Genomic DNA, 24,392 nt, shown 5'->3' on the forward strand with positions numbered 1-24,392 from the left:
GGGGACGACGGGTAAGTTCTAGGCCGCCTCGGCGCCCCGTATCATTCCGACGATGCCGGTCCGTCCCACTTCGACCAACCCCAGTTCGCGCATCAGCGCGACGAAGCTGTTGATCTTGTCGGGCGCGCCGGTCAGTTCGAACACGAAGCTGGAGGTCGTCGTGTCCACCACCTTGGCGCGGAACACATCGGCCAGGCGCAGCGCCTCGACCCGGTTGTCGCCCTTGCCCGAAACCTTGATCAGCGCCAGCTCGCGTTCGACGTACGGGCCGACCTCGGTCAGGTCTGTAACCTTGTGCACCGGCACCAGCCGTTCGAGCTGCGCGCGGATCTGGTCGATCACCGCGGGCGGGCCGTGGGTGACGATGGTGATCCGGCTGACCTGGTGGTTCTCGGTGATGTCCGCCACGGTCAGGCTGTCGATGTTGTAGCCGCGCGCGGTGAACATGCCCGCGATCCGGGCGAGGATGCCCGCCTCGTTATCGACCATCACGGTCAGCACGTGGCGTTCGGACGCCTGTTCCTTGATCTTCATCACAATAGGTTTCCCGGAGTCTTGCTGGATCGAGAAGCGGCGTCAGACCAGCGCCTTGGCTTCGTCGTCGAGCGTTCCCGCCACGACATCGCCGTGCAGGATCATTTCGGTGTGCGCCGCGCCCGACGGGATCATCGGGAAGCAGTTGGCTTCCTTCGACACCAGGCAATCGACGATCACCGGCCCGTCATGGTCGATCATCGCCTGGATGCCCGCATCGAGATCGGCTTCCTGCGTGATGCGGATGCCCTTCCAGCCATAGGCTTCGGCCAGCTTCACGAAATCGGGCAGGCTGTCCGAATACGAGTTGGAGTAGCGGCTTTCGTAGGTCAGTTCCTGCCACTGGCGGACCATGCCCATGTATTCGTTGTTGAGGATGAAGATCTTGACCGGCAGGCGATACTGGCTCGCTGTGCCGAGTTCCTGGATGTTCATCTGGATCGAGGCTTCGCCGGCGATATCGATCACCAGCGCATCGGGAAAGCCCAGCTGCGCGCCGATCGCGGCGGGCAGGCCATAGCCCATCGTGCCCAGACCGCCGCTGGTCAGCCACTTGTTGGGGCCCATGAAGTGGAAGTGCTGCGCCGCCCACATCTGGTGCTGGCCGACCTCGGTCGTGATGATCGGGTCCTTGTCCTTGGTCAGGGCATAGAGCCGTTCGACCGCCAGCTGCGGCATGATCTCGGTCGAGCTCTTGGGATAGAACAGACTGTCGCGCGCGCGCCAGCCGTCGATCCGCGCGTACCATTCGGTCAGGTCGTTCTTGTCATGCCCGGCGGCGTTCCATGCGGCGATCAGCTGCGCCAGCACATGCGCGCAATCGCCGATGATCGGCAGGTCGACCGCCACGGTCTTGTTGATCGAGGCGCGGTCGATGTCGATGTGGATCTTGCGGCTGTCGGGCGAGAACGCATCGAGCCGACCGGTGACGCGATCATCGAACCGTGCGCCGACGCAGATGACCAGGTCGGCCTTGTTCATCGTCAGGTTGGCTTCGTAGGTGCCGTGCATGCCCAGCATGCCCAGCCACGCCGGATGATCGGCGGGGAACGCGCCCAGACCCATCAGCGTGGACGTCACCGGCGCGCCGGTCATCTCCTGCAGTTGGCGCAGCAGGCGGGTTGCCTCCGGACCTGAATTGATCACGCCGCCGCCGGTATACAACACGGGTGCCTGCGCCGCCGCGATCATCGCCACGGCATCGGCAACGTCCTTGCGCGAACCTTCCAGCTGGGGATTGTAGCGGCTCTCGCGCTGCGGCGCGCGGCCATCCCACGTCGCCGAGGCGACCTGGACGTCCTTGGGAATGTCGACCAGCACCGGGCCGGGGCGGCCTTCGGTCGCGATGCGGAACGCCTCGTCGATCGTGGCGGCGAGTTCGGCCGGGTCTTTCACCAGATAGTTGTGCTTGGTGCAGTGGCGGGTGATGCCGATGGTGTCGGCTTCCTGGAACGCATCGGTGCCGATCAGCGCGGTGGCGACCTGTCCGGTGATGATGACCAGCGGAATCGAATCCATGAAGGCGTCGGCAATGCCGGTGACCGCGTTCGTCGCGCCGGGGCCGGATGTGACCAGCACGACACCGGGCTTGCCGGTGGCGCGGGCATAGCCTTCCGCCGCATGGGCCGCGCCGGCTTCGTGGCGCACCAGGATGTGGCGGATGCGTTCTTCGCCGAACAGGGCATCGTAGATCGGCAGAACCGCACCGCCGGGGTAGCCGAACACGAATTCGACGCCCTTGGCGACCAGGCTTTCGACCAGGATTTCGGCGCCGCTGCGCTCGGTGGTCACGTTGCTCATCCTTCGTTCCGCGCTCGCTGGCGCCATCTGAATACCGGGCCTGGATTGCCGGGCGAAAAACCGCTGGTGGGCAGGCTTGAACCCGAAAAAAACGGGGCCCGGCGCAGGGTTGGCTGCCGCCGGGCCTTCTCTCCCTTTCCGGGCACCCGGCGTACCGGGCGGTTGTCAGCTCGCTAATAGACAGATTATGGCATGTCAAGAGCTAAAGTTGAAATAAAGAAACAAAATCACCCTCTGTGATGGAATTTTCGGATGAATGTCGCGGCCAATCGCTTGGCGGCTGATGGCGCATCCAGGTATATTGGCGCTTGGCGTACTGGCGGGTGGCCAACTGCCCGGTTGCCAAAGCTCCATCCCGATCCAGTTGCCCGCCCAGCAGCGCCGCGATCTCGCGCACGCCGATGGCGCGCATCGCGGGCAGGGCGGGGTCGAGGTGGCGCGCGAGCAACGTCTCGACTTCTGCGATCGCGCCGCTGTCCAGCATTGCCGCAAAGCGCGCGTCGCAGCGGGCGAACAGTGTCTCGCGCGGGGGTAGCAGCACCAGCGGCAGCAGATGGTGATTGTCGCCCATGCCGCCGTGGCGCTGCAACTGCCAGTGGGACAGCGACCGCCCGGTGGACCGCACCACTTCCAGCGCGCGCGCGACGCGCGTGGTGTCGGCAGGGGCAAGGCGTGCGGCACGTTCGGGGTCTTCGCGTTGCAACGCGAGGTAGGCTTCGGCCACCGGCATCGCCCGGACAGCGGCGCGAACCTCAGGGTCGATCGGCGGCACGGGCGCGATCCCGTCCAGCAGCGTGCGGATATACAGGCCCGTTCCGCCGACCAGGATCGGCAACGCCCCGGCGGCCTGTGCGGCCTCGATCTCAACTTTCGCCGCCGCCGCCCAGTCCGCCGCCGAACAGGCTTGCGCTGCATCCCACGTGCCGAACAGCCGGTGCGGAACCCCCTGCATCTCTTCATCGGAAGGCCGGGCCGACAGCACGCGCAAATCGCGGTAGACTTGCGCGCTGTCCGCGTTGATGACCACCGCCGGGCAGCCCCGCGCCGCGCTGGCGAGCGCCACCCGCACCGCGAGATCGCTCTTGCCGCTGGCGGTCGGCCCTGCAATGAGCGCCAGCCTTGGCCGCCCGTTACCCGATGCGCTGCCGGTCGATCGAGGGGAATCCACAGTGCTCATTGCCAGGCTGATAGCAGAGCCCGCCACGGTTGCAGACAGTCTCGCTGCGGCAACGCGCATGCTGGCCGATCGCGGCATGCCGATTGCCGGCGCGGGCATGCTCGAATTTGCATCGCACGTGCTGGAACTGGAACTGCCGGGCGATGACAAGGCCTTGCTGCGCGACGTGCTCGACGCCTGCTTTGCCGGCAGCGACGGGCTGATCTCGACCCGGCCGATCAAGGCACCGCGCCTGTTCGTGTCCGACATGGATTCGACGATGATCTCGGCCGAATGCATCGACGAACTGGCCGACTTCGCCGGGCTGAAGCCGCAGATCGCCGCGATCACCGAACGCGCGATGCAGGGCGAACTCGATTTCGAGAGCGCATTGCGTGAGCGGGTGGGCCTGCTCGCGGGCATGCCCGAAACCGCGATCGCGCAATGTCTGGCGACCCGCATCGCGCCGATGCCGGGCGCGCGCGAACTGGTCTCGACGCTCAAGGCCAGGGGGTGCCACACCGTGCTGGTCACCGGCGGTTTCCACAGCTTTGCCGATCCGGTCGCGGCGCAGCTCGGGTTCGAGCGGGTGGTGGCCAACCGGCTCGGTGTCGCAGACGGCAAGTTGACCGGCGGGTTGGTCGGCGGGATCACCGACAGCGGCGTGAAACGCAAGGTGCTGATGGAGGAAAGCGCGCGGATCGGGGCAGGGGCGCCCAGCTTGGCCACCGGTGACGGCGCCAACGACATCCCGATGATCGAAGCGGCCGACTGGGGCATCGCCTATCACGCCAAGCCCAAGGCACGCGCGGCGGCGGATGGCTGGATCGATCGTGGCGACCTGACCAGCGTGCTCGATCTGCTGGGTATTCCGCGGCAAGCGTGGGTGATCGCGTAGAATATTGACACTTATGTAAGTAGTCGGCAGTATCGCGAAGAAATGGACAACGCATCAGCCTCATTCGCAGCCGAATCCAGCCTCGATGAAGACTGGGCCGAGCCGCATTCGCTTCCCGATCTGCCGTTCGAGGCACCGGGACGCGTCCGTGCGAAATGGCGGCCGATCAAGGCGCTGGGCCATTTTCGCAACCTGATCCGCAACAAGGAAGCGACCGAAGAGGTGTTCCACATCTTCGAATCGCTGCCGCGCAAGGATTTCATCCCGGCAGCGCGCGCGTTCACGCTGAGCGAGCGTGGCCGTGCCTTGCGCGAACGCGAGCCGTTCCTGCCCGCCATCCTCGACGATCACGCCGCCTTGCGCCGCACGCCCGCCGGTTCGCTGGCGCACGCCTATTGCGACTTCATGGAACGCGAAGGCCTGACGGCAGCCGGGCTGGTTTCCGAATTCGACAAGTTCCTGGGCGACCGGCCGGTTCATCACGATCTGCTGAAATGGTACAGCGAACGCCAGCGCGACACGCACGATCTGCTGCATATCCTGACCGGATATGGCCGTGATGCGCTGGGCGAGGCGTGTGTGCTGGCCTTCACCTATGGCCAGGATCCCAGCCCGGCGCACTTGTTCATCGCCTATCTGGCAGGCGGGAACATCCGCAAGAAAACCCGCACGCAGGCTCCGGTGTTCGGTGCCATCCGCGAAGCACAGAGGTTGGGCCGGGCTTGCCCGCGCATTGCCGAGCTGACGATTACCGACCTTCTGCCGCTTCCGCTCGACGACGCGCGGCGCCAGCTGGGGGTCACGTCGCCGCAAGTCTATGCGCAGGCGCATGCATGCTTTGCTGCCGAGGGCCGCAATCCCTACGAACTGCTGCCGGTTGCCGCCTGAGCCCGGATCGGGGAGCTAGCCCCGCAATTCCTTGCGGATCATCAGTTTCAGGCCCGACCAGACCGCGTCCACCGCGCAGACCTTCACGTCGACCCAGCCTGCTGGTAGGCACACCGCGCGGATCGCATCCTCGGTGATGTCGGTCGGCACTTTCGCGGCTTTCTTGGGCCAGCTTACCCAGACGAAACCTGTGGGGGCGATCGTATGGCGCAAGGTGCCCGGCAACCGCTCCATCTCCGCGCGTTCGGTGACGAAGATGTGCGCGGCGTCGAGGCCGGCAGCGGGAGACGCCAGCTCGGACAGCCCGACCTCGCCGATTTCGGCGCGAACGCTGGCGGGCATGGCGTGGAACCATGCGGTGAGGCCGGGTTTGAGTGACAGCTTCTTGGCCAGCGGCGTGCCCGAATAACCGGCGCTGGCCCCCGTTTCCGCCATCGCGTCAGTCATCCATCCAGTCGCGGAAGAACGCCTCGTTGGCTTCGCGCAAATCGGCGAGCGACACTTTGCTTTCGCGGCCACCCTCGACCCAGCGGAACGCGCAGTCCCGGCCGCCGGTCATGCCGATCGGCACTGCGGCGATGCCGGCGGCCTTGGCGCGCTCGATGATCGGGCCGACGTCGGCGGCGGTCACCACGTAGCGGCCCTGGTCCTCGCCGAAATACAGCCCGGCGAGGTGGGGCAGGTTGGGAGCGATGCCGCTGAGGAAGCCGATGTCGGACGCCAGCGCCATCTCGGCCATGGCGACGGCGGCACCGCCGTCGGAACAATCGTGCACCGCGCTGACCAGCCCGTCGTTGATGAGGCCGCGCACCAGTTCGCCGGTCTTGCGCTCCATCGCGAGGTCGACGGCAGGCGGCGGACCTTCCTCGCGGCCATGAATTTCGCGCAGCCACAGCGTCTGGCCAAGGTGGCCTTGCGAATGGCACAGCAGGACGATCGTCTCGCCTTCGGCCTTGAACGCGATCGTCGCCATCTTCTCGTGATCGGCCATCAGCCCGACCCCGCCGATCGCGGGCGTGGGCAGGATGGCCGAGCCGCCACCTGTCGCCTTGCTTTCGTTGTAGAGGCTGACGTTACCGCTGACGATCGGATAGTCGAGCGCGCGGCAGGCGTCGCCCATGCCCTCGAGCGCGCCGACGATCTGGCCCATGATCTCGGGTCGTTGCGGGTTGGCGAAGTTGAGGCAGTTGGTGATCGCCAGCGGGACCGCGCCCACCGCGCAGATGTTGCGGTAGGTTTCCGCGACCGCCTGCTTGCCGCCTTCGTAGGGGTCGGCAAAGCAGTAGCGCGGCGTGCAGTCGGTGCTCATCGCCAGCGCTTTTTTGGTGCCGTGGATGCGCACGACGGCCGCGTCGCCGCCCGATTTCTGCATGGTGTCGGCACCGACCTGGCTGTCGTACTGTTCCCAGATCCACCGCCGCGAGGCGAGGTCGGGGCAGGCCATCAGGGTCTTGAGGTCGCTCGCCAGATCGACGGTTTCGGGCACCTCGCCCAGCGGCGCGGGCTTGGGCGTCGGCACGTGCGGCCGGTCATACAGCGGGGCATCGTCGGCCAGCGGCGCGAGCGGGATGTCGCACACGACCTCGCCATCGAATTCCAGCACCATGTGGCCCCCATCGGCAAGGGCTTCCGTCACTTCGCCGATGATCGCGAAATCGAGCTCCCACTTGCGGAAGATCGCCTCGGCCATGGCTTCCTTGCCGGGCTTGAGCACCATGAGCATCCGTTCCTGGCTTTCCGACAGCATCATCTCGTACGGGGTCATGTGCTCTTCGCGCACCGGCACCATGTTCATGTTGAGCCGGATGCCTGCGCCGCCCTTCGACGCCATCTCGACGCTGGACGAGGTCAGGCCCGCCGCACCCATGTCCTGGATCGCGACGATGGCGTCGGTGTCCATCAGTTCGAGGCAGGCCTCGATCAGCAGCTTTTCGGTGAACGGATCGCCGACTTGCACGGTCGGGCGCTTGGCTTCCGAATCCTCGCCGAAATCGGCGCTGGCCATGGTCGCGCCGTGGATGCCATCGCGCCCGGTCTTGGAGCCGACATAGACGATCGGATTGCCGATACCGGTGGCGGCCGAGTAAAAGATCTTGGACTGATCGGCCACGCCCACGGTCATCGCGTTGACCAGGATGTTGCCGTCGTAGGCCTTGTGGAAGTTGGTCTCGCCGCCGACCGTCGGCACGCCCACGCAGTTGCCGTAGCCGCCGATGCCCGCGACCACGCCTTGCACCAGGTGCTTCATCTTGGGGTGGTCGGGCCGCCCGAATCGCAGCGCGTTGAGGTTGGCCACCGGGCGCGCGCCCATCGTGAACACGTCGCGCAGGATGCCGCCGACGCCGGTGGCGGCCCCCTGGAACGGTTCGATGTAGCTGGGGTGGTTGTGGCTCTCCATCTTGAAGATGCAGGCCAGTTTGGTGCCGTTCGGGCCATCGCCGATGTCGATGATCCCGGCGTTCTCGCCCGGTCCGCAGATGACCCACGGCGCTTCGGTCGGCAGCTTTTTCAGATGGATGCGGCTCGACTTGTACGAACAGTGTTCGGACCACATGACCGAGAAGATGCCGAGTTCGACAAGGTTGGGCTCGCGACCCAGCGCCTTGAGCACGCGGGCGTACTCGTCGTCTGACAGGCCGTGGGCAGCCACGACGTCGGGGGTGATGCTGTCTGGGGTGATTCCGGGCATGGCCGCGCCTTAGCGAGCGAGCGCCGGCTGCGCTAGTCGGTGAAGCGTAGAACCAGCCACGTGGGGGCGGTGCTGGCGATCATCGTGGCGAATGCTCCCCAGGCAATGTCGATCAGCGTCACCTGCAATGGCCAGCGGACCATCGTCGCCTGATTGGTCAGGTCGTAGGTCGCGTAACACAGCGCGCCGAGGATCGCGCCGTTGAGCGCCGCTGCGCCTGGCCCTGCGGCCAGTCCCGGGCGGATCGCGAACCACACCATCCCGCACAGGTAGGCAACGTAGAACACGATGGCCGGCCCGCCGCGAAATGCGGGCGCGAGCAAGTCGCCCAATGCAGGTCGGTAGAGGTTGGGTCCGGCCCAGCGCAGCCACAGCATATCGAGCCCGCCGAACACCACGGCTGCCGAAATAAACGCCCAAACCATCCGCATCGACCGTTCCTTGCACCAGCGCCTGCGGTCCATGCTTGACCCCCGCGACACGGCGGGTCAATGCTGGCAGGCCATGGCCACCCAGACAGACATAGCCGCGCTCAGCTTCGAAGAGGCGCTCAAAGCACTTGAGGACGTCGTTCGCCGGCTGGAAAGCGGCGAGACGCCGCTCGACGAATCGATCCAGCTCTATTCGCAGGGTGACGAGTTGCGGAAGCACTGCCAGGCCCGGCTCGACGCGGCGCAAGCCCGGATCGAGGCGATCGTGACCGATCGCGAAGGGCGGCCCACCGGCGTACGGCCATTCGATGACAGCGGGGCGCTCTCGTGACTGGTGACGACGTGACGGGTGAGAATGTGACGACCGAGACCGGAGTGCCCGTGGCCGATACGCTGCTCAAATCCGCACTGGCCGACATCGCCGCCGAAATCGACGAGAGCTTCGACCGGCTGCTGCCGCTGCCGGGCGATCCGCGCGACAAGCTGTACGCGGCGATGCGCTATGCCGCGATCGGCGGCGGCAAGCGGGTGCGGCCCTTGTTGCTCACCGCCACGGCGGGGATGCACGGCGTCGATCGCGAGGCGGCGATCCGCGCCGCGACCGCGATCGAGGCGATCCACGTCTATTCGCTGATCCACGATGATCTGCCGTGCATGGACGACGATGCGCTGCGCCATGGCAAGCCCACGGTCCACTGCCAGTGGGACGAGGCGACGGCGGTGCTGGCGGGCGATGCGCTGCATGCGTTCGCGTTCGAAGTGCTGGCCGATCCGGAAACCAGCGGCGATCCGTTCGTGCGCGTCGAACTGCTGCGCACGCTGGCGACGGCGGCGGGCGCGCAAGGCATGGCCGGCGGCCAGATGATGGACATCGTCGCCGAAACATCCAGCTTCGACCTTCCCACGGTGACCCGGCTGCAGCAACTGAAAACCGGCGCACTCCTCGCGGCGGCGGTCGAGATGGGCGGGATCCTGGCCCACCTGCCGGTCGAAATGCGCATCCCGTTGCGCGGATATGCGCGCGACATCGGTCTCGCGTTCCAGATTGCCGACGACCTGCTCGACGCCGAAGGCAGCGAGGAAGCGGCGGGCAAGGCTTTGCGCAAGGATGCCGATGCGGGCAAGGAAACGTTCCTGTCGCTGCTCGGCGCCGATCGCGCCCGCGATCAGGCGCGGATGCTGGTCGAACAGGCGGTCGGCCATCTGGCAAGCTATGGCCCGGAAGCGGATCTGCTCCGGGCACTGGCCCGGTTTATCGTGGCACGCGACCACTAGAGTCGCGCACCAAGGGGGAGTATTTTCGAGATGGCGGCACGCATCGGAGTCTATCCCGGCACGTTCGATCCGATCACGCTGGGCCATCTCGACATCATCCGTCGCGGATCGAAGCTGGTCGACCAGCTGATCATCGGCGTCACCACCAACCCGTCGAAAGACCCGATGTTCACGCCGGACGAACGCATGGCGATGGTGGAGCGCGAGATGGCCAGCCAGGGCATCGCCAATGTCTCGGTCGTCGGCTTCAACGCGCTGCTGATGCACTTTGCCGAAAAACAGGGCGCGACGGTCATTGTGCGCGGGCTGCGGGCGGTCGCCGATTTCGAATACGAATACCAGATGGCCGGCATGAACCAGCAGCTGAACGCCAGGATCGAAACGATCTTCCTGATGGCCGACGTCTGCCTGCAGCCGATCGCATCGCGGCTGGTCAAGGAAATCGCGCTGTTCGGTGGCGAGATCGGCGATTTCGTCACCCCGGCGGTGCGCGACGACGTCGTCGCGCGGGTCGAACTGCGCGGCCGGCTCGGGGATTACTGAACGCCTGGCGAGCGGGCCGATGGGGAGCGCCTGCGCCCCATCATTCCCAATCGTTCATTGCATGGACAGCGACCGGGCCCTATCGGCGCGCAGTACAGTCGGAGACAGTCATTTCCATGGTTTTGCGCCTTTTCGTCTCGCTCTCGCTCGGCCTCTCGCTGATCGCCGCCGTCCCGGCCGTTGCGCAGAGCGCGGCCGGCGCACCGCCAGCGCCCGTTTCGCCCGCCCCGGTTCCGCCCGAAGCGACGCCATTGCCCGCGCCTGAAGCGGCTCCCTCGCCTGCGGCTGAAGCGGCAACCGAAGCTGCGCCTGCGCCCAAGCCTGAAAAGCCCAAGCACGGCAAGAAGGCGAAAGCCGAAGCGGAGGCCGATGTGAAGCCCGCCGCACCCTCCGCGCCGATCCAGTATGCCGTGAACGCTTCGCTGGCCGAAGATCCCGACAATATCCTGGTGCTCGACCTGTCCAACGGTGGCCGCGTCGCCATCCGGCTGATGCCGCAATGGGCGCCGCACCATGTCGAACGGATCAAGCTGCTGGCCCGCCAGGGTTTTTATGACGGCGTCATCTTCCACCGCGTGATCGACGGCTTCATGGCGCAGACCGGCGATCCCACCGGCACCGGGCAGGGCGGGTCCAAGCTGCCCGACCTGCAGGCCGAATTCAATTCGGTTCCGCATTTGCGCGGCACTGTGTCGATGGCGCGCACCGAAGCGCCGGATTCGGCCAACAGCCAGTTCTTCATCGTGTTCTACCCGCGGTTCGCGCTCGATCACAAATACACCGTGTTCGGCCGCGTGATCGCCGGGATGGACTATGTCGATGCGATCCATCGCGGCGAGCCGCCGCAGGACCCGACCAAGATCGCCCAGGCCTCCATCGCCAGCGACAACAAGCCGCGCCCGGCACCCGGTGCGATCGCCGCGCCGATGCCCGCCACCGCACCGGTCACAGCGGCCGACTTGTCCAATTCGCCATCCAGCTGATCGCGGACAGGGACTAGGGCCGCCGCGATGCAGGTCGAACTTTTCGATTTCGAGCTGCCGCCGAAACGCATCGCGCTGCGTCCGGTGCGGCCGCGCGATTCGGCACGGATGCTGGTCGTGCCCGGCACTGGCGGGTTCCACGACTTCACCGTCCGCGATCTTCCGCAACTGCTGCGCAAGGGCGATGTACTGGTGTTCAACGACACCCGCGTCATCCCTGCACAGCTGGAAGGCCGGCGCGGCTGGGCGCGGATCGGCGCCACGCTGCACAAGCGGATCGACTTGCGGCGCTGGCAGGCGTTCGTGCGCAACGGCAAGCGGCTGCACGAGGGCGACACGGTCGATTTCGGCGCAGGCGTGACCGCCACGGCCGAGGCGCGGCACGAGGACGGCAGCTGGACGCTGTGTTTTCTGGGCGACGAGCCGGTCGAGATTCTGCTCGATCGCGCCGGCAAGATGCCGCTTCCGCCGTACATCGCTTCGAAGCGATCAGCGGATGCGGCCGACCAGATCGATTACCAGACGATCTTCGCCACGCGCGACGGCGCGGTCGCGGCGCCGACTGCGGCGCTGCATTTCACCCCGGCCATGCTCGGCGCGCTGGAGAAGGCCGGGATCGGGTTCGAGGCGCTGACGCTGCATGTCGGGGCGGGCACGTTCCTGCCGGTCAAGGTCGAGGATACCGCCCAGCACAAGATGCACGCCGAATGGGGGCGCATCGGGCCGGCGGCTGCCGCGCGGCTCAACGCCGTGCGCGAACGGGGCGGGCGGATCATCGCGGTGGGCACGACCTCGCTGCGCCTGCTCGAAAGCGCGGCGGACGCGCGCGGGCGGATCCTGCCGTTCGAGGGCGACACCTCGATCTTCATCACGCCCGGCTATCATTTCCGGGCGATCGACGGGCTGCTGACCAACTTTCACCTGCCGCGTTCGACGCTGTTCATGCTGGTCTGCTCGCTGATGGGGATCGAGCGGATGCAGGGCGCGTATGCCCATGCCATCCTCAACAAATACCGCTTCTACAGCTATGGCGACACCAGCCTGCTGTTCCCCGACAGCGATTAATTCTCGCCATTCGCGGCAGACGACTTGGCCGAGAGGCCCTCGGGTCCGCCCCAGGCCACTTGCTCCAGCGCGTCGCAGGCGGGGGCGTATTGCGCGTAGATCGCCTTGAACGCCTTGTCGCCATCGGTCTTGGCAGCGGCGGCGAACGCCTTCACCAGCACGTCGGTGGCGGTCTGGAAGTCCTTGTTCGTGGCCTTTTCGCCGCCCGGATTGGCCTTGCTCGCCTGGGTCAGCCACAAGTCTCCGGCGGTGGAATAATAGACCGTGGCAGGCTCCTTGAGGTGCTCCTCATGCTCGCCCGCCAGCATCACCGCCATGAACCCGTCGAATGTCGCGCAGCGCAGCGCGTCGGGATAGGCCACCGGCGCCGGTCCCGCAGGCTTGGCTGCGAAGGCGGGGGAAGCACTCGCGAACAGCGCGGCAAGCGTTGCGAAGGCAGCACGAAGGCGATTCAAGGGCCGTTTCCTTTCGGCAGGGGCGACGATACGATCACGCCGCCCACCGCATGACGTTATCCGGGCACAGACATGCTGTCCAACCCGGCGATCCTCCTCACCCCGCGAACCAGCCCCAGACCAATCGCGCGGTCAGCGCGAGACTGGCGCTCACCAGCAGCGGCCGGATCAGCCTGGCGCCGAACCGCGCGGCGCTGTGCGAACCGAGCCAACCGCCCAGCATCGCGCCAGCGGCCATGCACAGGCCGAGCAGCCACAGGATCTTTCCGCCCGCCGCGAACACGATCACGCTGGCGATGTTGCTGGTCACGTTGAACAGCTTGGTGAGGCCCGTCGCGCGGGTCAGCCCCAGGCCGCGCAGACCGACCAGCGAGGCGACGAAGAACTGGCCGGTGCCGGGGCCGAAGAACCCGTCGTAGAACCCGATCGCGCCGCCGACGGGGGCATAGCCGCGCGGCGACAGGTGCGGGTCGCTGGCGTGGTCTTCCATGCGCGGCGACAGGATCGTGTAGAGCGCCACCGACATCAGCAGCAGCGGCACCACCAGTCGTAGCGCACCCGCATCGACGCGCGAGATCACCATGGCGCCGATCGTCGCCCCGGCAAACACCACGGCCACGGTGGTCAGGTTGGGCCTGATGTCCACCAGACCCTTGCGGCGATAGTTCCACGCCGCCACGGCGGTGCCGCAGGCCGACTGGACCTTGTTGGTGCCCAGCACGACATGCGGCGGCAACCCGGCATACAACAGCGCGGGCAGCATGATCAGCCCGCCACCACCGGCGATGGCATCGACGAACCCGGTCAGCACCGCAGTGGCGGTCAACGCCGGGTAGAGCCAGGGTTCGATCATGCGGGGATCGCCCTGCCGTTCCGCCCCGGCCACGGCAAGCGCGATCTTCAACCCCCTTGCCCGCTGCCCCGCAGCAGCATTTGCGCGCCGCCCGGTTTGCGCCTAGGCGCAGCGCGGCCATGACACGCTTCGCCTTTTCGATCCACGCCACCAGCGGCAAGGCGCGCACCGGCACCATCGCCATGCAGCGCGGCACCATCCGCACGCCCGCGTTCATGCCGGTGGGCACCGCCGCCACGGTCAAGGCGATGAAGCCCGAAAGCGTGCGCGCGACCGGGGCCGACATCATCCTGGGCAACACCTATCACCTGATGCTGCGCCCGGGGGCCGAACGCGTCGCCCGGCTCGGCGGGCTGCACCGCTTCATGAACTGGGACCGCCCGATCCTGACCGACAGCGGCGGCTACCAGGTGATGAGCCTGTCGAGCTTGCGCAAGATCACCGAGGACGGGGTGACCTTCGCCAGCCATCTCGACGGATCGCGCCACCTGCTCAGCCCCGAACGCTCGATGGAAATCCAGCGGTTGCTCGGCTCCGACATCGTCATGGCGTTCGACGAATGCCCGCGCGCCGACCAGCCGCGCGATGCCATCGCCAAGTCGATGGCGATGAGCATGCGCTGGGCCCAGCGCAGCCGCCATGCGTTCGATGCCGGAGGCGACCATGCCGCCGCCGCCGCGCTGTTCGGCATCCAGCAAGGCGCACTCGACGAAGGACTGCGCCGCGAAAGCGCCGATGCCCTCTCCGCCATCGGCTTCGATGGCTACGCGATCGGCGGGCTGGCGGTGGGCGAGGGGCAGGAGGCGATGTTCGCGACGCTCGATTTCGCACCCGACCAGCTACCCGCCAGTGCGCCGCGCTATCTGATGGGCGTGGGCAAGCCGGATGATCTGGTCGGCGCGGTGGAGCGCGGGGTCGACATGTTCGATTGCGTGCTGCCCACCCGGTCGGGCCGCAACGGGCAGGCGTTCACCTGGCACGGCCCGCTGAACTTGCGCAACGCGCGGTTCGCCGAAGACACCGCCCCGCTCGACGATCGCTGCGGCTGCCCGGCGTGCGGTCACTATTCGCGCGCCTATCTGCATCACCTGACCAAGTCGAAGGAAATGCTCGGCGCGATGCTGCTGACCGAGCACAACCTGTGGTTCTACCAGCAACTGATGGCGGCGATGCGCGACGCGATCGCCGAAGACCGCTTCGCCACGTTCGCGCGCGATTTCCGGCGCGATTATCTTGCACCGTAACATTCTATCCATTGCGGCTGCATAACCCTCGGCCTCTCGCCATGAGCGAAAAAAGAGGTTACCCTTCAATGTAATAGCAGTGGGGATGGGCATGTTGAAAGCAAGTTTGGTATTGGGTGTCGCGACGGCTGCGCTGACTTTGACAACGGTTGCCCGCGCCGACGATGCGCAAACCCTGGCCGAAAAGTTCGGCGCGCGCGAAGCCATCCTCGGCATCAGCCTGTCGCCCGACGGCAGCCATATCGCGATCATCGCGCCGGCCAGCCCGCGGGGCGAAGCCTTGGTCATTGCCGATCTGGTTGCAGGCGGTGCGCCCAAGCCTGTGCTGGGTATCACCGGCGAAGGCGAGAACCTGCACGATTGCGGCTGGTCCACCGACACCAGGCTGGTTTGCAGGGTCAGCATCGCGCAGCAGATCGCGGGCGACAACACCGTCTATACCCGCCTGTTCAGCGTCAACAGCGATGGCAGCGACATGAAGCTGATGTCGAAAAACGCCGGAAGCCAGGCGTTGGGGTTCAACTGGAACGGCGGGTCGGTGATCGATTTCAGCGGCACCGGCAAGCCGGGTACGGTGTTGATGACCCGCGAATTCGTTCCCGAAGCGGAAATGGGCAAGCTGATCTACCAGAAGGATGCGGGGCTCGGCGTGGAGTCGGTCGATGTTGCGACATTGTCGCGGCATACAGTGGAACTGGCGCGCCGCGACGCCGCCGAATACATCAGCGATGGTCAGGGCAACGTGCGGATCATGGGCACGATGCCCAGCAACGGGAACGGATACGACCGCACATTCATCGACTATTCGTATCGCAAGCCCGCCTCGCGCGATTGGCAGCCGCTGGGCCGGCTGGCCTTCAATCCCGGCGGGACGACCATGGGCTTCAATCCCGTGGCGGTCGATAGCCGGATCGACGCGGTCTATGGGTTTGAGCCGCTGGAGGGCCGTGCTGCGCTGTATCGGGTCAAGCTCGACGGAACGAACGCACGCGAGCTGGTGCTGTCCCGCCCCGATGTCGATGTGGACGATCTGGTCACCATTGGCCGCAGTCGGCGTGTCGTCGGTGCCAGCTATGCCACCGAGTTCCGGCAGGTCGAATTCTTCGATCCGGAACTCAAGTCGCTGTCGCGCGCGCTGCAGGCCGCGCTGCCCGGCAAGCCGGCGGTGGGCATCGTCGATGCCAGCGCGGATGAGGCGCGCTTGCTGCTGCGCGCATCGAGCGACGTGCAGCCCGGCCAGTACTATATTTACGACAAGGCGAGCCACCACCTTGAGGCGGTACTGCCGGAACGACCGCAGCTGGTCGGGCAGGCGCTGGGCGAAATGCACGCGATCAGCTATCCGGCCGCCGACGGAACGATGGTCCCGGGCTACCTGACGCTGCCGCCCGGCAGCACGGGCAAGAACCTGCCGGCCATCGTCATGCCGCACGGCGGGCCCGGCGCGCGTGACGAGTGGGGCTTCGACTGGCTGTCGCAGTATTTCGTGGCGCGCGGGTTTGCCGTGCTCCAGCCCAATTTCCGGGGGTCGGCCGGCTATGGCAACGACTGGTTCCAGAAGAACGGCTTCCAGTCGTGGCGCACGGCGGTGGGTGATGTCGATGCGGCGGGCCGGTGGCTGCAGGCACAGGGCATTGCCGCTCCGGGCAAGCTCGCGATCGTCGGCTGGTCGTACGGCGGCTATGCCGCGCTGCAATCGGGCGTGCTCGACCCGGGGCTGTTCAAGGGCATCGTCGCCATCGCGCCGGTGACCGACCTGGAACAGCTGCGCACCGACCATCACGAATATACCGACTACAATTTCGTGAGCGGGTTCGTCGGCACCGGTCCGCACATCGCCGAAGGGTCTCCGGCGCGCCATGCCGCTGCGTTCGTTGCGCCGGTGCTGATGTTCCACGGCGATCGCGACACCAACGTGAACATCGGGCAGTCACGATCGATGGCGGACAAGCTGCGGTCCGCCGGAAAGTCGGTCGAACTGGTGGAGTTTCCGGGGTTGAATCACCAGCTGGACAATGCCGCCGCGCGCGCCCGCCTGCTGGCCGCGACCGATGCGTTTCTGCGCAAGGCGCTGGGGATGTAGGGAACTGACTCCAGGTTAGTTCAGGCCGCGATTTCCTGCTGCGGGGCGTGGGGATGGGGGAAGTCCTCGTCGGCCCGGGTTTCCAGCCGCGTGCCGGGATACTGGTAGAACGCGCCGCTGCGCGCCTCGAAAAACCCGGCGCCGATGGCGGTTGCCTGCCGCTGTGCCAACAGCAGTTCGGGGTACCATTTGCCGCGGCGATGCGCGGTGACAAAGCGGAACATCTGCATGACCGGATAATCGCACCGATGCGCTTGCGTTCCCGTGCGCGACGTCACTGGCCGAAATATTTTGCCGGACCGGGCCCGGCGTGCGGCCGATTGCAGCATGGCGCGGTAAAACACGAAAAAGGCGGGATTTTCGTCCCGCCTTTTCCAATTTCTGCTCAATTTGTACGGCGTTCGGAAAAACCGATCAGCGCGAATAGAATTCGACGACCAGGTTCGGTTCCATCTTCACCGGATAAGGCACTTCGTCGAGCGTGGGCACGCGCACGAAGGTGATCTTGTCGTTGCCGTCGGGCGCGACGTAATCGGGAATCTCGCGCTCGGGCAGCGTCTGCGCTTCGGCGATCAGGGCCATGTCCTTGGCCTTGGTGCCAAGGCTGACGATGTCACCGGGGCGGATGCGGCGCGAGGCGATGTTGCACTTCACGCCGTTCACCCGGATGTGGCCGTGCGAAACGATCTGGCGCGCCGAGAAGATGGTCGGCGAGAACTTGGCGCGATAAACCACCATGTCCAGCCGCTGTTCGAGCAGGCCGATCAGGTTCTGACCGGTATCACCCTTCATCTTGGCGGCTTCCATGTAGGTGCGCTTGAACTGCTTTTCGGTCACATCGCCGTAATAGCCGCGCAGCTTCTGCTTGGCGCGCAGCTGGATGCCGAAGTCCGACACCTTGCTCTTGCGACGCTGGCCGTGCTGGCCGGGGCCGTACGAGCGGCGGTTGACCGAGCTCTTGGGCCGGCCCCAGATGTTTTCGCCAAGACGGCGATCGATTTTGTACTTAGATGCTTTGCGCTTCGACAAGGCGCTTCTCCAACCTGGCTGTAGCAGGCGACCATCGCCCGCTCATTTAACCCGGAACCGCACCGCCAGACCTGTTGTCTGACGCGGCCGCCGCTTCACCGGGGTGCGGGGCCAATTGCGAAGGGGGGCCAAGACCAGACCCGTAACGCTTTGTCAAGGCCGGGCGTGCTATTCGGGATAAGTGACACACCGCACAGACAAGCAGTGATTCTGCGCACATAGACCTGACTCATGAACGACATGACGCCCGACCCCGATGCCTGCACGACGCTTGCGGAAGTTTTCGCAGCCGTCGATGCCATCGATCGCGCGCTGATCGAGAACCTGTCGCGTCGTTTTGCCTATACCCGCGCCGCCGCCCGCATCGAGCAGGACCGTGCCGAACAGGCCGAAGAACTGCGCCGCAAGTCGACCATCGCCACCGCGCGCCAGCAGGCATTCGATCGCGGCGTGCCTGTGGGGCTGGTCGGCGATTTCTGGGACCGTCTGTTCGACGCCTCGGTCGCCTATGAGCGCCAGGCGCGCGCGCGGATCCACCAGACGAACTGAACCGCAGGCCGCAACCGGCCCGGCTTCATCAATCCTTCGGGCGCGGGGTGCGCCCCAGCGTGGTGAGCACGCCGCGCATCGTGCGCACTTCCAGATGGTTCCAGCCCGGCTTGGTCAGCATCGTGCGCAAGGTGCGCCGCGTGGCCACCGCCCGGCTGTAAGGCTCGAAATACCCGCGCGGCTCCAGCATCGCGGTCAGCTGCGCGAACATGCCCTCGAACTCCTCCTGCGGGGCAGGCGGGAGGTGGTCCTCCACCGTCGGCTGCGCCAGCCTGAGCGACGTGTCGCCGGACGCGGCCTGATGCTTGGACCATTCGTAAGCGCACAGGATCACCGCCTGCGCCAGGTTGATTGAGGCGAAGTCCGGGTTGACCGGCACCGTGATGATCGTGCGCGCCAGCGCCACGTCGTCCGTCTCCAGCCCCGATCGCTCCGGCCCGAACAGGATCGCGCTGCGGCCGCTGGCCTGCACGATGGCAACGGCGGCCTGCTCGGGCGTGAGCACCGGCTTGACCACATCGCGCTTGCGCACCGTGGTGGCGTGGACATGCGCGCAATCGGCCACCGCGTCCGCCACCGTCTCGAACACCTGTGCGTGCTGGAGCACCGCGTCTGCCCCCGCCGCCGCGGGGCCAGCCGAAGGATTGGGCCACCCGTCACGCGGGGACACCAGCCGCAGCTCGGTCAGCCCGAAGTTGAGCATCGCCCGCGCCGCCTTGCCGATATTCTCGCCCAGTTGCGGGCGGACGAGCACGATGACGGGGGCTTTGGTTTCAGATGGCAGGCTCAACTCACCCCCACGTCGCGGACCGAGCTGGCGAATTCCTCGAAATCGCGGGCTTCGGTGAAATCGCGATAGACGCTGGCAAAGCGGATGTAGGCGACGCTGTCGAGCTGGCGCAGGCCTTCCATGACCATCTCGCCGATCGCCTGCGCGGGCACTTCGGGTTCGCCCATGGTTTCCACCTGGCGCTGGATGCCCGACACCAGCTGGTCGAGCCGTTCCTGCGCGATCCCGCGCTTGCGGCAGGCGATGGCGACGCTGGCCTCGATCTTGGACCGGTCGAAGCTTTCGCGCTTCTCGTCCTTCTTGACCACGGTGATCTCGCGCAGCTGCACGCGTTCGAACGTGGTGAAACGTGCGCCACAGCTTTCGCACTGGCGCCGCCGCCGGATCGAGGTGTTGTCCTCGCTCGGCCGGCTGTCCTTTACCTGGCTATCGTCGTGCGCACAGAACGGGCAGCGCATCGTTCACCGCTTCAGGCGGTTGTAGAACGCGATGCCCGCGCCCGCGAGCATGCCCAGCGGGATCGAGACGACCGGCAGCAGTGCGCCCGCGACCGCGCCGACGGCGGTGCCGATCAGCACCGGCTTGGTTGAAGGATGATCCATGCCCTGCTTGGCCATGCCCGAAATTTCGTCCTTCGCGCGGGTGGCGAGATCGTTGTTGTCGTTCATGGAATCACATCTCCGGGTAAATCGGGAAGCGGCTGCACAGTTCCTCGACGCGGTCGCGCACGCGCTGTTCGGCCTGGCCGTCGCCTTCATCGCCGTTGCGGGACAGGCCGTCGACCACTTCGGCGATCAGCTGGCCGATCTTGCGGAATTCGGCCACGCCGAAGCCGCGCGTGGTGCCCGCCGGCGTCCCCAGCCGCACGCCCGAGGTGACGAACGGCGAACGCTTGTCGAACGGAATGCCGTTCTTGTTGCAGGTCAGCCAGGCGCGATCGAGGCCCTTTTCGGCGGCCTTGCCGGTGACATCCCTGGCGGTGAGATCGACCAGCATCAGGTGGTTGTCGGTGCCGCCCGACACGATCGACAGCCCCGATTCCTGCAGGCTGGCGGCCAGCGCGCGGGCATTGTCCACGATCTGGCGGGCATAGGCCTTGAATTCGGGCTGCAGTGCCTCGCCGAACGCGACCGCCTTGGCGGCGATCACGTGGACCAGCGGGCCGCCCTGCATCCCGGGGAACACGGCGGTGTTGAACTTCTTGGCCAGTGCCTCGTCATCGGTGAGGATCACGCCCGAGCGGGGGCCGCGCAGGCTTTTGTGCGTGGTGGTGGTGACCACGTGGGCATGCGGGAACGGGCTGGGGTGCGCGCCGCCCGCGACGAGGCCGGAAAAGTGCGACATATCGACCATCAGCCACGCGCCGATCTCGTCGGCGATCTCGCGGAAGCGGGGGAAGTCCCAGATGCGCGAATACGCGGTGCCGCCCGCGATGATCAGCTTGGGCTTGTGCTCGCGCGCCAGCCGGGCGACCTCGTCCATATCGATCAGGTGGTCATCGGGCCGCACGCCATACGGGATCGGCTTGAACCACTTGCCGCTCATGTTGACCGGCGATCCGTGGGTCAGGTGCCCGCCCGAATTGAGATCGAGCCCCATGAAGCTGTCGCCGGGGTTGAGCAGCGCCAGGAACACCGCCTGGTTCATCTGGCTGCCCGAATTGGGCTGTACGTTGGCAAAGCCGCAGCCGAACAGCTGCTTGGCCCGCTCGATCGCCAGCGTCTCGACCACGTCGGCATATTCGCAGCCGCCGTAATAGCGCTTGCCCGGATAGCCTTCGGCGTACTTGTTGGTGAACACCGATCCGGTGGCCTCCAGCACGGCCAGCGACGTGATGTTTTCGCTCGCGATCAGCTCGATCTTGGTCTGCTGGCGATGCAGTTCGTCGCGGATCGCCTTGGCGATGGCGGGATCGGTCTGCGCGAGGTGGGCGGTGAAGAAGCCCGACGAGCGGATTTCCGGAGCAACGGCAGTGGTCATCGGGTTACCTCGACGATGGGGGGATGGGATAGCTTGTCCACGCGGCCGGCATGGCGCCCGCCGCCGAAAGGGGTGGCCAGGAACGCCTCGACGCAGGCCTTGGCCATGTCGATGCCGGTCAGCCGCGCGCCCATCGCGATGGCGTTGGCATCGTTGTGTTCGCGCGCCAATGCGGCGGACAGCGGTTCGGACACCAGCGCGCAGCGCAGCGCGGGGTTGCGGTTGACCGCGATCGAGATGCCGATGCCCGATCCGCACAGCGCGATCCCGCGCTCCGCATCGCCGGACGCGACGGCGTCGGCCAGCTTGTAGCCGAAATCGGGATAATCGACCCGGTCGGCGCTGTGCGGGCCGAGGTCGGACACGGTGTGCCCCAGCTGGCCCAGCCACAGGGCAAGTTCGCCCTTCAGATCGAAGGCGGCATGGTCGGAAGCGATGGCGATGCGCATGGCGTACTCGGCAGAGGACTCGGTTGACCGCCCCCATAGAAGCTGGTGCGGGCCGAAGCCACCGCAAATCCGGACCATCCACAGCCCTCTCCCCGCTCGGGGAGAGGATAGCGAAAGCTTGCTCCGTCAGGAGCTAGCGAAGCTTGGAGAGGGGATTTTGCCGTCGAGGGGGGCGCATGCCCCTCTCCAACTCCGGCTAGGCGCGTTGCGCCAAGCCTTCGTATCCTCTCCCCGTTCGGGGAGAGGGCAAGCAATTACTGATCCAGAAACGACCGCATCTTGCGTGACCGGCTCGGGTGCTTGAGCTTGCGCAGCGCCTTGGCTTCGATCTGGCGGATGCGTTCGCGGGTGACTGAGAACTGCTGGCCGACTTCTTCCAGCGTGTGATCGGTGTTCATGCCGATGCCGAAGCGCATGCGCAGCACGCGTTCCTCGCGCGGGGTCAGGCTGGCGAGGACGCGGGTGACCGTTTCCTTGAGGTTGGCCTGGATCGCCGCGTCGACCGGGATGATCGCGTTCTTGTCCTCGATGAAATCGCCCAAGTGCGAATCCTCCTCGTCGCCGATCGGCGTTTCGAGGCTGATCGGCTCCTTGGCGATCTTCATCACCTTGCGGACCTTTTCGAGCGGCATCGACAGCCGCTCGGCCATTTCCTCGGGCGTGGGCTCGCGGCCCTGCTCGTGCAGGAACTGGCGGCTGGTCCGCACCAGCTTGTTGATCGTCTCGATCATGTGCACCGGGATGCGGATGGTGCGCGCCTGATCGGCGATGCTGCGGGTGATCGCCTGCCGGATCCACCACGTGGCGTAAGTGCTGAACTTGTAGCCGCGGCGGTACTCGAACTTGTCGACCGCCTTCATCAAGCCAATGTTGCCTTCCTGGATGAGGTCCAGGAACTGCAGGCCGCGGTTGGTGTATTTCTTGGCGATCGAGATCACCAGACGCAGGTTCGCCTCGACCATTTCCTTCTTGGCGATGCGCGCCTCGCGCTCACCCTTCTGGACCATGTTGACGAGGCGGCGGAACTCACCCAGCGACATGCCGGTGGCCGCCGCGATGTCGGCGATTTCGGCGCGGATCCGCTCGACTGGCGCGGCTTCGACGGTGGCGAACGCGGCCCATTTCTTGTCGCGCCCGGCCATTTCGGCCAGCCACGCATCGTCCATCTCGTGCCCGACGTAGTGGTCGAGGAAATCCTTGCGCGGCACCTTGTGACGCTCTGCCAGACGCAGGATCTGGCCGCCCAGCGCGGTCAGGCGGCGGTTGAAGGCGTACAGGTTGTCGACCAGGTATTCGATCTTGGTCGCGTGGAACTGCACGCTTTCGACTTGCGCGGTCAGTTCCTCGCGCAGCGCGTGATACTGCTTTTCCTTGGCGTTGGGAAAATCGTTGCCGAGCCCCAGCGCGTTGAGCCGATCGCCCTGGATCTTCTCGAACTTGCGGAACAGGTCGGTGATCAGCGCGAACTTTTCGAGCGCACCCGGCTTCAGCTGGGCTTCCATCTGTGCCAGGCTGAGGGTGTTGTCCTCTTCCTCTTCCTCGGCAGGACGGCGGGCGCGGCGTTCGACGCCGTCCTCATCCTCGTCCTCGGCATCGGCGGATTCTTCCTCGGGCTCTTCCTCTTCCTTGAACGAAGGGCCGGCGGTGGCTTCGGTGATTTCGCCGTCGGCTTCCTCGCCGTCCTCGGACAAAGCCTCGGGCGCGGGTTCCTTCGACAGCATCGCGTCGAGATCGAGGATCTCGCGCAGCTGCATCTCGCCGGCGTTGAGCGCCTGCGACCACTGGATGATGGCGTGGAACGTGATCGGACTTTCGCACAGGCCCATGATCATCGTGTCGCGCCCGGCTTCGATCCGCTTGGCGATGGCGATTTCGCCCTCGCGGCTGAGCAGTTCGACCGCGCCCATCTCACGCAAGTACATCCGCACCGGATCGTCGGTGCGCTCGATGGTTTCCTTCTTCTTGACGAGGTCGGGACGCTCATCGACCGGATCGGCTTCATCCGCCTCGTCGGGCTGCGGCTCTTCCTGCTCGCCCGCGTCTTCATCGCTTTCGACGATGTTGACGCCCATCTCCGAGATCGCGGCCATGATGTCCTCGATCTGCTCGGACGACATCTGGTCCTGCGGCAGCGCCTCGTTCAATTCGTCATAGGTGATGATCCCGCGACGCTTGGCGCGCGCGATGAGCTTCTTGACGGAAGCATCGTTCAGATCGATCAGTGGCGCATCGCCGTCCGTCTTGTCGGTCATTTAACCTTGTATCACCTGTTCCAAGCGCGCCCAGATTCGGCCCGGAGTTAATCCATCCCGGACCTGGCGCTCGCCATTTGCCTCAAGCGGGCCTCGAAGGCCAGCTTTCGTTCGCGAAGCCTTTGCTGATGGGCAAAAGCATCGTCCGACAGTTCCTTCTCGAAGCGGCGCGTCGCCTCGCCCAGCGCGGCCTCGATGGCCGGTCGCTCGACCAGCAACGACACCGCTTCGGCCAGGTCGTCGGCCGCACTGGTGAGGCCTTCTGCACTGTCCGGACCGGGCAGGAACGCGAATCGCATCCCGGCATAGTCCGCCGCCGCCGGCTGTCGCAGTCGCCGTTCAGCCAATATGGTACGCACGCTCGCACTTTCAAGCGCGTCGGTGCGATCGGCCAGTTCGACCAGCACGTCGATCGTCGCGCCCAGCATCGGATCGGCGGGCACCAG

General features: G+C 66.1%; 26 protein-coding genes and 1 pseudogene. 10 read left to right on the forward strand and 17 right to left on the reverse strand.

What is annotated here, in order from left to right; all coding sequences use genetic code 11:
• Positions 1 to 18: 18 nt before the first annotated feature.
• The 3 genes from ilvN to miaA form a co-directional block, all read right to left on the reverse strand.
• The gene (gene ilvN, locus NL2_RS18685) at positions 19 to 534 is read right to left on the reverse strand and encodes an acetolactate synthase small subunit (protein ID WP_068077605.1); all 516 of its coding nucleotides are present in this window, start codon (positions 532 to 534) and stop codon (positions 19 to 21) included.
• Between the two features lie 42 nt (positions 535 to 576).
• Entirely contained in the window at positions 577 to 2,325 is a 1,749-nt protein-coding gene (locus tag NL2_RS18690) for an acetolactate synthase 3 large subunit (RefSeq protein WP_068077637.1), read from the reverse strand.
• Positions 2,326 to 2,536: 211 nt separating this feature from the next.
• Complete coding sequence (gene miaA, locus NL2_RS18695; RefSeq protein WP_068077639.1) at positions 2,537 to 3,511, reverse strand: tRNA (adenosine(37)-N6)-dimethylallyltransferase MiaA; 975 nt, start codon at positions 3,509 to 3,511, stop codon at positions 2,537 to 2,539.
• On the opposite strand from miaA, the gene serB reads away from it, so the two are divergent.
• Together serB and NL2_RS18705 are read left to right on the forward strand one after the other, a co-directional pair.
• Positions 3,504 to 4,388, forward strand: a complete 885-nt coding sequence (gene serB / locus NL2_RS18700) for a phosphoserine phosphatase SerB (protein ID WP_068077642.1) — start codon at positions 3,504 to 3,506, stop codon at positions 4,386 to 4,388. The two genes, miaA and serB, sit on opposite strands and share 8 nt — an antisense overlap.
• Positions 4,389 to 4,430: 42 nt before the next feature.
• Positions 4,431 to 5,276, forward strand: coding sequence for a Coq4 family protein (locus tag NL2_RS18705; protein ID WP_084356213.1), 846 nt, complete (start codon positions 4,431 to 4,433; stop codon positions 5,274 to 5,276).
• Between the two features lie 15 nt (positions 5,277 to 5,291).
• Here the strand turns inward: NL2_RS18705 and NL2_RS18710 are convergent, their stop codons facing one another.
• Genes NL2_RS18710 through NL2_RS18720 form a run of 3 tightly spaced genes read right to left on the reverse strand, consistent with a single transcriptional unit; the run spans position 5,292 to position 8,396 of the window.
• Positions 5,292 to 5,723, reverse strand: coding sequence for a DUF3052 domain-containing protein (locus NL2_RS18710; RefSeq protein WP_245647760.1), 432 nt, complete (start codon positions 5,721 to 5,723; stop codon positions 5,292 to 5,294).
• A complete protein-coding gene (purL, locus tag NL2_RS18715; RefSeq protein WP_068077609.1) occupies positions 5,716 to 7,965 on the reverse strand; it encodes a phosphoribosylformylglycinamidine synthase subunit PurL in 2,250 nt (749 codons plus the stop codon). The genes NL2_RS18710 and purL overlap by 8 nt, the downstream gene beginning before the upstream one ends.
• Before the next feature lie 32 nt (positions 7,966 to 7,997).
• Positions 7,998 to 8,396: a DUF2177 family protein gene (locus tag NL2_RS18720; RefSeq protein WP_068077646.1), complete on the reverse strand. Its 399-nt coding sequence runs from the start codon at positions 8,394 to 8,396 to the stop codon at positions 7,998 to 8,000.
• A 73-nt stretch (positions 8,397 to 8,469) separates the two neighbouring features.
• Between NL2_RS18720 and NL2_RS18725 the strand changes: the two genes are divergently transcribed.
• The 5 genes from NL2_RS18725 to queA all read left to right on the forward strand — a co-directional run bounded on the left by NL2_RS18725 (position 8,470) and on the right by queA (position 12,262).
• Positions 8,470 to 8,727 carry an exodeoxyribonuclease VII small subunit gene (locus NL2_RS18725; RefSeq protein WP_068077648.1) on the forward strand — a complete coding sequence of 86 codons (258 nt, stop codon included), beginning with the start codon at positions 8,470 to 8,472 and terminating at the stop codon, positions 8,725 to 8,727.
• A gap of 50 nt (positions 8,728 to 8,777) precedes the next feature.
• On the forward strand, positions 8,778 to 9,671 hold the full coding sequence (locus NL2_RS18730; protein WP_439646910.1) for a polyprenyl synthetase family protein: 894 nt from the start codon (positions 8,778 to 8,780) through the stop codon (positions 9,669 to 9,671).
• A gap of 30 nt (positions 9,672 to 9,701) precedes the next feature.
• Positions 9,702 to 10,214, forward strand: coding sequence for a pantetheine-phosphate adenylyltransferase (gene coaD, locus NL2_RS18735; RefSeq protein WP_068077611.1), 513 nt, complete (start codon positions 9,702 to 9,704; stop codon positions 10,212 to 10,214).
• Positions 10,215 to 10,330: 116 nt separating this feature from the next.
• Positions 10,331 to 11,197 (forward strand): peptidylprolyl isomerase, encoded by an 867-nt coding sequence (locus tag NL2_RS18740; protein WP_369405477.1) that lies wholly within the window; start codon positions 10,331 to 10,333, stop codon positions 11,195 to 11,197.
• 27 nt (positions 11,198 to 11,224) lie between these two features.
• Complete coding sequence (queA, locus tag NL2_RS18745) at positions 11,225 to 12,262, forward strand: tRNA preQ1(34) S-adenosylmethionine ribosyltransferase-isomerase QueA (protein WP_068077613.1); 1,038 nt, start codon at positions 11,225 to 11,227, stop codon at positions 12,260 to 12,262.
• Here queA and NL2_RS18750 read toward each other — a convergent pair.
• Positions 12,259 to 12,717 (reverse strand): hypothetical protein, encoded by a 459-nt coding sequence (locus NL2_RS18750; RefSeq protein ID WP_068077615.1) that lies wholly within the window; start codon positions 12,715 to 12,717, stop codon positions 12,259 to 12,261. The genes queA and NL2_RS18750 overlap by 4 nt on opposite strands.
• Positions 12,718 to 12,814: 97 nt before the next feature.
• Complete coding sequence (locus NL2_RS18755) at positions 12,815 to 13,621, reverse strand: TSUP family transporter (protein WP_245647761.1); 807 nt, start codon at positions 13,619 to 13,621, stop codon at positions 12,815 to 12,817.
• A gap of 68 nt (positions 13,622 to 13,689) precedes the next feature.
• On the opposite strand from NL2_RS18755, the gene tgt reads away from it, so the two are divergent.
• Entirely contained in the window at positions 13,690 to 14,814 is a 1,125-nt protein-coding gene (gene tgt, locus NL2_RS18760; RefSeq protein WP_068077617.1) for a tRNA guanosine(34) transglycosylase Tgt, read from the forward strand.
• 91 nt (positions 14,815 to 14,905) lie between these two features.
• Positions 14,906 to 16,897 carry an alpha/beta hydrolase family protein gene (locus NL2_RS18765; RefSeq protein WP_157083259.1) on the forward strand — a complete coding sequence of 664 codons (1,992 nt, stop codon included), beginning with the start codon at positions 14,906 to 14,908 and terminating at the stop codon, positions 16,895 to 16,897.
• 20 nt (positions 16,898 to 16,917) lie between these two features.
• Here the strand turns inward: NL2_RS18765 and NL2_RS18770 are convergent, their stop codons facing one another.
• Both NL2_RS18770 and rpsD read right to left on the reverse strand, forming a co-directional pair.
• Entirely contained in the window at positions 16,918 to 17,127 is a 210-nt protein-coding gene (locus NL2_RS18770; protein ID WP_068077658.1) for a hypothetical protein, read from the reverse strand.
• Between the two features lie 184 nt (positions 17,128 to 17,311).
• The gene (gene rpsD, locus NL2_RS18775; RefSeq protein WP_068077620.1) at positions 17,312 to 17,926 is read right to left on the reverse strand and encodes a 30S ribosomal protein S4; all 615 of its coding nucleotides are present in this window, start codon (positions 17,924 to 17,926) and stop codon (positions 17,312 to 17,314) included.
• A gap of 231 nt (positions 17,927 to 18,157) precedes the next feature.
• On the opposite strand from rpsD, the gene NL2_RS18780 reads away from it, so the two are divergent.
• Positions 18,158 to 18,475, forward strand: coding sequence for a chorismate mutase (locus tag NL2_RS18780; protein ID WP_068077622.1), 318 nt, complete (start codon positions 18,158 to 18,160; stop codon positions 18,473 to 18,475).
• A gap of 28 nt (positions 18,476 to 18,503) precedes the next feature.
• On the opposite strand, the gene NL2_RS18785 is transcribed toward NL2_RS18780, so the two are convergent.
• The 7 genes and pseudogenes from NL2_RS18785 to NL2_RS21470 form a co-directional block, all read right to left on the reverse strand.
• Positions 18,504 to 19,265, reverse strand: coding sequence for an RNA methyltransferase (locus NL2_RS18785; protein ID WP_068077624.1), 762 nt, complete (start codon positions 19,263 to 19,265; stop codon positions 18,504 to 18,506).
• Positions 19,262 to 19,723: a transcriptional regulator NrdR gene (gene nrdR, locus NL2_RS18790; RefSeq protein WP_068077626.1), complete on the reverse strand. Its 462-nt coding sequence runs from the start codon at positions 19,721 to 19,723 to the stop codon at positions 19,262 to 19,264. The genes NL2_RS18785 and nrdR overlap by 4 nt, the downstream gene beginning before the upstream one ends.
• Positions 19,724 to 19,726: 3 nt before the next feature.
• Positions 19,727 to 19,933: a hypothetical protein gene (locus NL2_RS18795; protein ID WP_068077628.1), complete on the reverse strand. Its 207-nt coding sequence runs from the start codon at positions 19,931 to 19,933 to the stop codon at positions 19,727 to 19,729.
• Positions 19,934 to 19,937: 4 nt separating this feature from the next.
• The gene (gene glyA, locus NL2_RS18800; RefSeq protein ID WP_068077631.1) at positions 19,938 to 21,245 is read right to left on the reverse strand and encodes a serine hydroxymethyltransferase; all 1,308 of its coding nucleotides are present in this window, start codon (positions 21,243 to 21,245) and stop codon (positions 19,938 to 19,940) included.
• Positions 21,242 to 21,694: a ribose 5-phosphate isomerase B gene (rpiB, locus tag NL2_RS18805; protein ID WP_068077633.1), complete on the reverse strand. Its 453-nt coding sequence runs from the start codon at positions 21,692 to 21,694 to the stop codon at positions 21,242 to 21,244. The genes glyA and rpiB overlap by 4 nt, the downstream gene beginning before the upstream one ends.
• A gap of 254 nt (positions 21,695 to 21,948) precedes the next feature.
• Positions 21,949 to 23,946, reverse strand: a complete 1,998-nt coding sequence (rpoD, locus tag NL2_RS18810) for an RNA polymerase sigma factor RpoD (RefSeq protein WP_068077635.1) — start codon at positions 23,944 to 23,946, stop codon at positions 21,949 to 21,951.
• A 47-nt stretch (positions 23,947 to 23,993) separates the two neighbouring features.
• Positions 23,994 to 24,392, reverse strand: a pseudogene (locus tag NL2_RS21470) (DNA primase); the annotation flags it as partial.

This window comes from Novosphingobium lentum NBRC 107847, assembly GCF_001590965.1.
GTDB lineage: Bacteria > Pseudomonadota > Alphaproteobacteria > Sphingomonadales > Sphingomonadaceae > Novosphingobium > Novosphingobium lentum.